Below are 10830 nucleotides of genomic sequence, written 5' to 3'. Positions count from 1 at the left end.
TTTGGCACTAAAATGTGCTCGGCCCGGCTCCAGCCGTGGATTTTAATGCCTTTTGGCACTAAAATGTGCTCAGCCTGGCCCCGGCAGCGATTTTAATGCCTTTTGGCACTAAAATGTGCCCAGCCCGGCTCCAGCCGTGAATTTTAATGCCTTTTGGCACTAAAATATGGCAAATCTACTCCATCCCGCTAAAGATTCTAGTTGCAGATAAACTGAAGCGATTATCTATTATTTAGTTTCTCACTACAAAAGGGTCAGTCCATTATGGAAACATACTCCTATTTGGAAGGGCGCCGTTCTTCTTTTTTCGTGCTTTAACGGATTGAACTCCGCCTTAATCTACAATATAATTTTATTCATGTATAAGTTCGAGTTCGAAAAATCAGGTTTTCAGCAAAAGCTGACTTTTTGAACAACTTCTATAAAGAAGAGGGAGGAAGCGTGAAATGAGTATCCAGGTGAATGATGTGGAGCATGTAGCCAAGCTGGCCAGACTAAACCTCACCGAAGAAGAACGTGAGATTTTTACGGGACAGCTGAATGCGATTTTACAATATGCCGAGAAATTGAACGAGCTTGATACAGATCAAGTGGAGCCAACGACTCATGTGCTTCATCTCAGCAATGTGATGCGTGAGGATGAGGTCAGAGAGAGCCTGCCGCAGGAGAAGGTATTCCGGAATGCGCCGGAAGAGGAAGACGGACAATTTAAAGTGCCGGCGGTATTGGAATAAGCATCATACGACAATGTAATAACGGCATGGCCGGAATTATATAAGTTGAACTAGAAAAGTACACAGAACGGGCATAAGTGAGAAGTGTTCTGAAGTGAAAGCTTTCTGAAAGAAAGCTACTTCGGGAGCATAGGCTCGGATAGCGTTCGCCTTTGTGAGCGGATTTTTACTCTATGATGGCTTAGTTCAGTCAAAGAAATCCGTGAACAACAGCGATCGTAAGAACACTTCACACGTTGCCCCCAGTGTACAATCTTTAGTTCAACTTATATAGATATCGGTTAATTTGGAAGGAGGACGCGTGAGTGACGCTGTTTGATTTGCGTTTGCAGGAGATACATAATCGGCTGGACAAGAAGGAACTGTCAGTAACCGATTTGGTGGGTGAGGCGTTCGCCAAAATTTCAGAGCGTGATGAGCGAATCGGCGCCTATTTAACGCTTAATGAGGAAGCAGCCCGTCAAGAGGCGGTAAAGCTGGATAACAAACTGGTTCAGGGGGGCGGCAAGGGGCTGCTCTTTGGATTGCCTGTCGGAATCAAGGATAATATGGTAACAGAGGGGCTTCGGACCACCTGTGCCAGCCGTTTTTTGGACAACTATAATCCGATTTATGATGCAACGGTCGTCTCGAAGCTGAAGGAGGCCGAGGCCGTAACCGTCGGCAAGCTCAATATGGACGAATTCGCTATGGGCGGCTCCAACGAGAATTCGGCGTACCATCCGGTCCGCAATCCTTGGGACCTGTCCCGGGTTCCCGGCGGCTCCAGCGGCGGCTCGGCAGCGGCTGTTGCGGCGGGTGAAGCTTATTTTGCTCTCGGTTCGGATACCGGCGGCTCGATTCGCCAGCCTGCTTCTTATTGCGGAGTTGTCGGACTCAAGCCAACCTATGGACGGGTGTCCCGTTACGGGCTGGTGGCGTTTGCCTCTTCCCTGGATCAGATCGGTCCGGTAACAAAAAATGTGGAAGACGCTGCTTATGTTCTTCAGGCGATTGCCGGACATGATCACAGAGATTCGACTTCTGCCAATGTAGATACGTCTAATTATGTGCAAGCTCTGACCGGCGATATTAAGGGACTCCGAATTGCCGTTCCTAAGGAATATCTGAATGGCGTAGATCCGCTTGTTAAGGATGCCATTATGGAATCACTCCGTGTGCTGGAAGGGCTGGGTGCCGTCTGGGAGGAAGTCTCGCTGCCGCATACGGAATATGCCGTGGCTGCTTACTATCTGCTTGCTTCATCGGAGGCCTCTTCCAACCTGTCCCGGTTCGACGGCGTCCGCTACGGTGTGCGTGCCGACCATGCCGGAGGCCTGCTTGATCTCTATCTGGAATCTCGCAGCCAAGGCTTCGGGCCGGAAGTGAAGCGCCGGATTATGCTGGGAACCTATGCGCTAAGCTCGGGTTATTATGACGCCTACTATTTGAAGGCGCAAAAGGTGCGGACCTTGATCAAGCAGGACTTTGATCAGACCTTCGAAAAATTCGATATTATTCTGGGGCCAACAGCTCCTACCACAGCCTTTGCATTGGGATCTCAAGTAGATGATCCGCTTACGATGTATTTGAACGATATTTTGACGATTCCTGTCAACCTTGCCGGTGTACCCGCGATCAGCATTCCGTGCGGCTTTGCCGAGGGACTTCCGGTTGGCCTGCAATTGATCGGCAAAGCGTTCGATGAGAGCACCATTCTCCGTGTAGCCCATGCGTTTGAAGCTCATACGGACCACCATAAACAACGCCCGGTGCTGTAAGACGGGCTAATCAGGAGGGTCAACATGTCAACATCCCATTATGAAACAGTAATCGGACTGGAAGTGCATGTGGAGCTGCATACGAAATCAAAGATCTTTTGCGGCTGCTCCACGGAATTCGGCGCTCCTCCGAACAGTCATACTTGCCCGGTGTGTCTCGGACACCCTGGCGTATTGCCTGTGCTCAACCGTCAGGCGGTAGAATATGCAATGAAAGCGGCGATGGCACTCAACTGCCAGATCGGCGATGTGAGCAAATTCGACCGGAAGAATTATTTCTATCCGGATTCGCCAAAGGCTTATCAGATTTCACAATTTGACCAGCCGATCGGGGAACACGGCTATATCGACATTGAAGTAGACGGTGTGACGAAAAGAATCGGAATTACACGTGTGCATCTGGAAGAGGATGCCGGCAAGCTGACGCATGTCGACGGCGGCTACGCTTCCCTTGTCGATTTTAACCGCGTGGGAACTCCGTTAATTGAGATTGTGTCGGAGCCTGACATCTCCTCTCCGGAAGAGGCTCGTGCTTATCTGGAAAAGATGCGGGCGATCATGCAGTATTGCGACGTGTCCGATGTGAAGATGGAAGAGGGCTCAATGCGCTGTGACGCCAACATTAGTCTTCGTCCTCGCGGGCAGAAAGAATTTGGCATCCGTGCCGAGCTCAAGAACATGAACTCATTCCGCGGCGTGTTGCGCGGTCTGGAATACGAAGAGATCCGGCAGGCCGAGATTCTTGATGACGGCGGGGTTGTTGTGCAGGAGACGCGCCGCTGGGATGAAGCGCAAGGGAAGACCTTCTCCATGCGCGGGAAGGAAGAAGCGCATGATTATCGCTACTTCCCGGATCCGGATTTGGTGAAAATCCAGATTAGCCAGGAATGGAAGGACGCAGTCCGGGCCACGATTCCTGAGCTCCCGGATGCCCGTAAAGCGCGTTATGCCTCAGAGTACGGCTTGCCTGAATATGATGCGGGTGTGATTACGTCATCCAAGGCGCTGGCGGATCTGTTCGAGGAGAGCTTGAAATTTACGAGTGATGCGAAGTCAGTCTCCAACTGGGTGATGGGTGAGCTGCTTGGATACCTGAATACGAACAGCCTTGAAGTATCCCAGATTAAGTTGACCGGGCAGGGCTTGGGTGAGATGGTGAATCTGATTGCACAAGGTACGATCAGCTCCAAGATTGCCAAGACCGTATTTAAGGAAATGCTTCAAAGCGGCAAGCTCCCTCAGCAGATTGTGGAGGAACAGGGCTTGGTTCAAATTAGTGATGAGGGCGCTATTCTCGCCATCGTGCAAGAGGTTGTGGCGAATAATCCGGCTTCCGTACAAGATTATAAGGCAGGTAAGGATAAGGCGATCGGATTCCTCGTCGGGCAGGTCATGAAGCAGAGCAAGGGCAAGGCAAACCCTGGGCTGGTCAATAAGCTGCTGCTGGATGTGCTCAAGAATTAATCCTTGAATCGCTGGTCAGGAAAGGGGGAGCCCGAAATGATCGTAAGCCTGTCCTTGCAGGATCCGAATATCGTTGAACAAATTTGGCGTCTTCAGCATACGGCCTATCGTATGGAGGCGGCTGCGATGGGACTGAAAAATGTTCCCCCGCTCCCTGAAACCTTCGGCTCGCTGCGATCCAGCGGCGATCTTTTTTTCGGAATGATCTCGGAAGAGGAGGAGTTGCTGGGGGCCATCGCCGTATTGCTCTCCGGTTCTCCTGCTCAAGTGGAGATTACCAGACTCATGATCCGGCAGGATTGCCTGCGTCAAGGCATTGGCTCCCGGTTGGTAGAGCATGTCTTGAGGAGTTTTCCTGATGTAGATGCTTTTTCCGTAACTGCTGGGACCGGAAATGTTCCTGCTGTGCAACTGTATCGTAAATTCGGCTTTGAACCGGGGGAAACGGTCAGCTCTGTTGCGGGTGCGCATCTAACTGTATTCCACTATCGCAGATCTTACTGAATGCATTTGTATTCGAAGGAAAGGCGTGATCCTCTGTATTGTGCAGAGATCGCGCCTTTTTGTTGCGGGATATTCAGGCCTTAATGAGACCTTTCTCCAAACGATCCCATATTACAGTAGCTCCGGATTAGGGTATGATATAGGTATATATGTTTACTTCAGAGAGGAGAGGGTGACGCTGAAAACTTCTGTGAGCAAAGAGCCACGTCAAGAAGCGTCTATTCGATCCGGCGGCGCAGCTACCCGTGGATTCCGTCCCAGACGCAAGAAGCGGAAGGTTGTTGCCTGCCTGCTTGCGGCGGGATTTCCGGGACTTGGACATCTATATTTGAAGCTTCCTGTAAAAGGTACCGCTTTGATCAGCTTGTTTTTGCTCGATATATCGTCTCTCATTTATTTTTCCTCGGTCAGATCTGCCTTGAACCTCCCGCTACTTGTATTGCTTGGACTGATGATTCCGATCATTTATTTCTATAGTATATATACTGTTCTTCAAGCGGTTGATCTGATCAATGCCAGAATTCGCTATGAAGAGGCATACAGGGAAGCAGGAGAAGCGTCCATCGACGCTCCCGCTTCTCAGCCCCAGGATGCAAATGTGCGTGAAGGGCTAATTGCTGGACTCATGCTGATCGGCAGCGGAGCCGTCATTTTTTTACTTCGTATGGATCCGTTTTGGCTGGAATCCTATTTGGATTGGTTCTCCGGCTATTTCGTCTCGGCAGCCCTGACCATAGGCGGCTTGTTTATGATCGGGAGTGAGGGGCGGCGCCGGTTCATCCGATCCGGCCGCTTTACAGCTGCGGCATTAATTGTTGGAGTAGGACTCGTACTGTTATCGGACCGAATAACGGGTCAGAATAATCTCTTCAAGCTTCCAGAGTGGTGGCCGCTGGTGCTAATGCTGCTCGGCGTGGATTATATCGGAGTTCTATTCTGGCATCTCAAATCGTCCGGGCGGCGAACATATCGGATTCGAGTCGATATTAAAGGCATTATTTTATCAGTAGCGATTGCATTCTCAGTATTTGCTGTGACCCAGCAGGATCATTACATGCACCTCTGGAATCGGGTGAGCCTTGACTTGGCATCATCAGCCGCAGAATTCAGCAAGGCGGAAGGGTATCACCTGCAGATGCCGGTTGTCCGGGTGCCTATTGAGCTGGATACGGAGCAAGTAGTTATTAACGGAGTGAACGGGGATATCGATATAAAGCGTGCAACGACGGAGGACATTCAGATCCAGGGAACGGTCTGGGTGGATGAACTGTCTGAGGAAGAGGCCGCATCTATTGCCGAGAAGACGGAAATTGCCGCGACGGTGGGGAAATCTCTGACCTTGACTGTGAAAAGTCAACTTTACGGAGCTTCCGGCAAGCGCCATCCAAGAGTGAATCTTACGATACTATTACCGGAGAATCGCTTCCTCGATCTGGATATCAGTACGACAGACGGTTCGATTAAGCTGACCAAGGTGCAGGCTCTGAAGCAGATCAAGCTGCAGACGGCCAACGGCAATCTGAGACTTTGGGAGATCGGCGGCAATGTGACAGCCAAGGTGCTGAACGGGGATGCTGAATTCTATCGCATCTTTGGGAATTTGACCATCGATACCCAGGGAGGGAATCTGAAGGCAAACGGGATTGACGGAGATGCTGCCCTGTCTTCGAAGGTAGGAGATATTTCACTGGTGAATGCCGAAGGGGAGATCACGGCCGGAACGCGAAACGGCAATATTGTCATCGACGGCGTACCGCAAGGGTTGCATGCAGAATCCCTGAATGGAAAGATCAGGGTATCGAGCAATTTGGTTGGAGGAGACTGGGATGTATACAGCGGAGTGGGGGAAGTCACACTGGAAATCCCCGTGATGGGTGATTATACACTTGAGGGCTCGAGCGGCTACGGCGATATTCAATCCGATCTGCCCTTTACCATCGAAGATAAGGTAATAACAGGTATTCAGGGGAATGGAGAGCATATGATAAAAGTAGATGGGAACAGTAACCTTATCGTGAATTATCGTTAAAATTCTTATGATTGTCATGAATGGATTGGATCGAGGCTCGTTCACTCGTTGACAAAAATAAATGGGTAAACGTAAAATGAAATTATAAACATTCTAATTTACATTTTTAAAGGCGGTGGACTTTATGGCTACTCGCGTACAGCATGCATTGGATCAGCTAAAAAATACTGGTGTACGGATTACGCCCCAGCGTCACGCTATTCTTTCCTATTTGATGGAGACGATGAACCACCCTACGGCAGATGAAATTTACCGTGCCTTGGAGCCTCGTTTTCCTAATATGAGTGTGGCTACGGTCTATAATAATTTGAAGATGCTAATTGAAGCAGGTATGGTACATGAATTGACTTACGGTGATAATTCCAGCAGATTTGATGCGGATGTATCGGATCATTATCATATCGTGTGTGAGAAATGCGGCAAAATCAAGGACTTCTCTTATCCTTCCTTGGAGGATATTGAGCGAAGAGCAGAAGAGGAGACCGGATTCGTCGTTCATGGACACCGGCTCGAACTGCATGGTGTATGTAAATCCTGCCAGGAGCAGGCCTGATTCCTCTTTTAGAGGTAGTTCAAACACGCACTTTAATTCATAAGACCTCTCTAACCCGGTTCATGGGAAAGGGGGGTCTCTTTGTGTTGGTTGCCCTGGAGCCGCTTACTAGTATGCTATAATATATGAAACTATCTTCTAGCTTCATTCGTTAGATTAATGCTTATATAGATTATTAGGCATCAGAGATGAAATAGATTACTCGTGACGGAGGTAACATATTTGGATACAAGAAGGATGAAACACGGGAAGGCGAGGCGAAAAAGCAAGAAAGGCTGGCTTCTGTTCCTGGTTTTAATGATTGCGGGATTGTGGTGGGTATCTACGGAGGTGCTGCCTAACCGGGAGCATACGGATCCGGAATGGCTGGGGAAGTATGAAAAGCCGATTTTTTCTGATGGGAAATTGTTGGAGGGATCAGCGATCGGCCAAGGAGAAAGTCTTAAGCTGCCGCTTCCCATCATTCAGCAGATTATTGATGATACGATTCTTTATGAAGAGGAGACGCAATCTGTTATTATTACGACTCCGCGCAAGCTGGTTCTTCTAAAAACAGATGAAAAAACCGGTCAAATCAATAATAAGCCCGTAGAATTGCGGTTTGCCCCCGAGAAGCAAAACGAGGTGATTTATCTTCCTGCTGACCTGTTGACCGAGCTTTACGGGGTCGAAGTCCATGAGGATAGCGCATCTGGGGCGGTATTGCTTATGACGCCGGGAGAGCAGTTGAATCATGTGACGGTCAAGGAGTCGAGCAAGAAGGATTTTACGGTTGCCTTACGGGAAGAGGGGAATATTCATGCTCCAATTCTTCAAGATATGAAGTCAGGGACGAAGCTGCGTATTCTGGGAGAACAGCAGGAAGAATGGTACTATGTGCAGCTATATAATGGATATACAGGTTTTGTGAAGAAGGCTTCTACCGTGGAAGGCGGCAGCCGGCAGGTGCCGGAATTGGAACAGGCCTTATCTCCAGGAAAAGAGAAATGGAAGTCCAAGAAGGTGAATCTAACCTGGGAGGCAGTCTACGAGGTCGCGCCAAAGCCGGCTTCGATCGGTGAATTGCCCGGTGTGAATGTGGTGAGTCCAACCTGGTTCTCATTGATAGACGGGGAAGGGAATGTCAAATCGAAGGCTGATTCTGCTTATGTGAACTGGGCCCATAATCAGGGCATGCAGGTATGGGGGCTGTTCAGCAATAGCTTTGAGCCCGATCTAACCACTGAGGCGCTGTCCAGTTTTGATAAAAGAATGACAACGATCTTGCAGATGCTCCATTACGCCGAGTTATATGATCTGGATGGAATCAATATCGACTATGAAAATGTCTATACAAAGGATGGACCGAATTTGACTCAATTTATGAGGGAATTGCGTCCGTTGGCATCCGAATATGGTCTTGTTGTATCCATTGACGTAACCCCCAAATCAACTAGTGAGATGTGGTCGGCCTTTCTGGACCGCCGAGCGCTGGCTCCCGTGGTGGACTATTTGATTCTGATGGCTTATGACGAGCATTGGGCAGCTAGCCAGAAATCAGGCTCGGTAGCTTCTCTGCCATGGGTGAAAGCATCTGTCAATCGGATTTTGCAGGAGGATGGAGTCGATCCTGACCAGATGATTCTCGGAATCCCGTTGTATACCCGGGTATGGAGCGAAACCGAAGTGGACGGAAAGACTGAAGTGAAGTCCAAGGCGATCGGAATGAAAAAGGCAAAAGAAATCATTGAAACTTTTAAGCTTACACCGGAATTTTCAGCAGATACGGGCCAAAATTATGTGGAGTATAAAGAGGGAGATGTCCTGAACCGGATTTGGCTGGAGGATGCCGTCTCACTGCAAAGCAGAGTGGACCTGGCGGAAGAGCTGGGCCTTGCCGGAGTCGCTACATGGACCCGCAGCTTTGCATCAGCAGAAGCATGGGACGTGCTTAAACAAATCATAGAGTAATCAAAAAGGCAGACCGAATGAACGGTCTGCCTTTTTGCGGATATTTTTGCGATTAAATCGTCTGGGGCTTCATTAGTATTCATTGTTTCGGAGTTGAAGCTGTGGAATTCTGTTGAAGATGGTTCTGCTCCAACTCATCAACCGTCACGGTAGCTTGTTCCCGATCCAGGGTAAGGATGGTTTTGCAGAACATGCAGCGGTCTGTCTTGCCCAGCATTTTGGTGAGCTTCCCGCATTCCGGGCAATCCAGTTGGACGGCAGAGGTGGACAGCATCCCGGCCCAGAAATAGATGGCCAGACTCCCAAGCATGAGGATCAAGCCGATGACAAGACCAATACCGGCTGCCACCTTGCCAGCTTGTCCCCAAAATACGATTCCTGCTGTTCCCAAGATCATCAGTCCCATTCCACCCATGGTAAGCAACAGCCCCCACAGACGAAATTCGTTGATTTTGCTGGATTTAAAGAGCATCCATAACAACCTCAATTCTCTATGAAATTTCATATCGCAAATGAAGAAGGAAACGTTCTGGCTGTGTAGAACTATATTATAACGAATTGGCGGTTGTACGCCAAGGCAGGAGGGCGCTGTGAAGCAGAGTGTTTTTTCAATTCCGGACAGAGAGACGAGCAATCATCAGGTTATTGGAGCTGTGGGTTACCGACAGCAAGGCTCTAGCTTCAATGGTCCCTTGCTTCATGACTTTGAGTTGATCGTATTGGTGATCTGCGACAGACTGGATCCTTATTCCGTCCAGATCGAGCATTGTATCAGCGGAAGCATTCGTTATCAGATTAAATATATTGCTCAGCAAGATTTGCTCCAGTGGAGCATTTCCGGGGAAAGTCGGGAGCTTATCCGATATTTTCTTCACGGTGAAATCTTTTGGGAGGAGCATGGCAAGGTGACAGAATTGCGCAGCCGCATGATCGCCTTGGAAGCGGATATGTGGGACCATCGGAAATTGAAGGAGTTTTCCGGATTTTTAAGAACCTATGTTCAAGCGAAGCAGTATGCTCGGGAACACGACTATATGGATGCCTACTATAACATGCTGCAATCCTTGAAGCATTACGCACGCATTGAATTGATCAGCCGGGGAATTATACCGGAGAACAGTATATGGGAACAAATCCGGGAGCTTAACACGGAAGTGTATAAGCTTTTCGATGAGCTGACAGACAGCAAGGAGAGTCTGGAACAACGGATTGAGCTTGTCTTGATTGCGTGCGATTTTTTTGTGACGTCCAGAATGAAGGAGTGCTGTCAGGCGTTGCTGCACATTATTGGCAGCCGGAAGGAACCATGGAGAATTCAAGAGCTGACAGAACACCCTGAATTAAAGTATATTCGCGAGGACATCCCTCTATTGATTAGGAAGCTGGTATACCGTTCATTCGTCAGACAGACCTCTGCCCGTGTAGAAGAACGATTGGGGGAAGGACGTGAAATTCGTTATTGGCTGTAGCCCTAAATTTGCAGTCATGTTTTTCCAGTTGATAATTGCAGCGAAAGGTGTTGACTGGCTAGTTCATTCTGTGATAAATTATAACTCGCCCCTGAAAGACAAGGTGCTTTAAATTAGCGGTTTCGAACTTGGTTTGAAAGGCTTGAAAAAAAGTTCTTGACTTAAAAGAGGCGAACGTGTTATATTATAAAGGTCGCTGCTGAGACAACGCAGTGATGCGAAAAAGCGAATAACATCGCAAAGTTGATCTTTGAAAACTGAACAACGAGTGAGTATTATAAGAGAATTAAACATTCTCGTCAGTATTGAAATGAGCAAGTCAAACACCTTAATGGAGAGTTTGATCCTGGCTCAGGACGAACGCTGG

At 48.7% G+C, this 10830-nt stretch carries 9 protein-coding genes; 8 read left to right on the top strand and 1 reads right to left on the bottom strand.

The features are described 5' to 3' along the window. Nucleotides 1-446 precede the first annotated feature (446 nt). The 7 genes from gatC (at nt 447) to KQJ23_RS23380 (ending at nt 8994) form a co-directional block, all read left to right on the top strand. Entirely contained in the window at nt 447-734 is a 288-nt protein-coding gene (gene gatC, locus KQJ23_RS23410; RefSeq protein ID WP_216481304.1) for an Asp-tRNA(Asn)/Glu-tRNA(Gln) amidotransferase subunit GatC, read from the top strand. Nucleotides 735-1039: 305 nt separating this feature from the next. After that, nucleotides 1040-2494, top strand: coding sequence for an Asp-tRNA(Asn)/Glu-tRNA(Gln) amidotransferase subunit GatA (gene gatA, locus KQJ23_RS23405; RefSeq protein WP_216481303.1), 1455 nt, complete (start codon nt 1040-1042; stop codon nt 2492-2494). Between the two features lie 24 nt (nt 2495-2518). Beyond that, nucleotides 2519-3958 carry an Asp-tRNA(Asn)/Glu-tRNA(Gln) amidotransferase subunit GatB gene (gene gatB, locus KQJ23_RS23400; RefSeq protein ID WP_216481302.1) on the top strand — a complete coding sequence of 480 codons (1440 nt, stop codon included), beginning with the start codon at nt 2519-2521 and terminating at the stop codon, nt 3956-3958. 36 nt (nt 3959-3994) lie between these two features. Then, a complete protein-coding gene (locus tag KQJ23_RS23395) occupies nt 3995-4462 on the top strand; it encodes a GNAT family N-acetyltransferase (RefSeq protein ID WP_216481301.1) in 468 nt (155 codons plus the stop codon). Between the two features lie 190 nt (nt 4463-4652). Beyond that, the gene (locus tag KQJ23_RS23390) at nt 4653-6491 is read left to right on the top strand and encodes a DUF4097 family beta strand repeat-containing protein (protein WP_346779452.1); all 1839 of its coding nucleotides are present in this window, start codon (nt 4653-4655) and stop codon (nt 6489-6491) included. A gap of 124 nt (nt 6492-6615) precedes the next feature. After that, nucleotides 6616-7044, top strand: a complete 429-nt coding sequence (locus KQJ23_RS23385) for a Fur family transcriptional regulator (RefSeq protein ID WP_216481300.1) — start codon at nt 6616-6618, stop codon at nt 7042-7044. A gap of 237 nt (nt 7045-7281) precedes the next feature. Further along, on the top strand, nt 7282-8994 hold the full coding sequence (locus KQJ23_RS23380; protein ID WP_216481306.1) for a glycosyl hydrolase family 18 protein: 1713 nt from the start codon (nt 7282-7284) through the stop codon (nt 8992-8994). 79 nt (nt 8995-9073) lie between these two features. On the opposite strand, the gene KQJ23_RS23375 is transcribed toward KQJ23_RS23380, so the two are convergent. Beyond that, nucleotides 9074-9466, bottom strand: a complete 393-nt coding sequence (locus KQJ23_RS23375; RefSeq protein WP_216481305.1) for a YgzB family protein — start codon at nt 9464-9466, stop codon at nt 9074-9076. Between the two features lie 118 nt (nt 9467-9584). On the opposite strand from KQJ23_RS23375, the gene KQJ23_RS24145 reads away from it, so the two are divergent. Further along, on the top strand, nt 9585-10463 hold the full coding sequence (locus KQJ23_RS24145; RefSeq protein ID WP_216481299.1) for a nucleotidyltransferase-like protein: 879 nt from the start codon (nt 9585-9587) through the stop codon (nt 10461-10463). Nucleotides 10464-10830: the final 367 nt, after the last annotated feature.

The sequence above is a fragment of the Paenibacillus brevis genome, assembly GCF_018919145.1.
GTDB lineage: Bacteria > Bacillota > Bacilli > Paenibacillales > Paenibacillaceae > Fontibacillus > Fontibacillus brevis.
The sequence above is the reverse complement of the archived record's forward strand: the minus strand, read 5'-3'. Positions and strand labels throughout refer to the sequence as shown.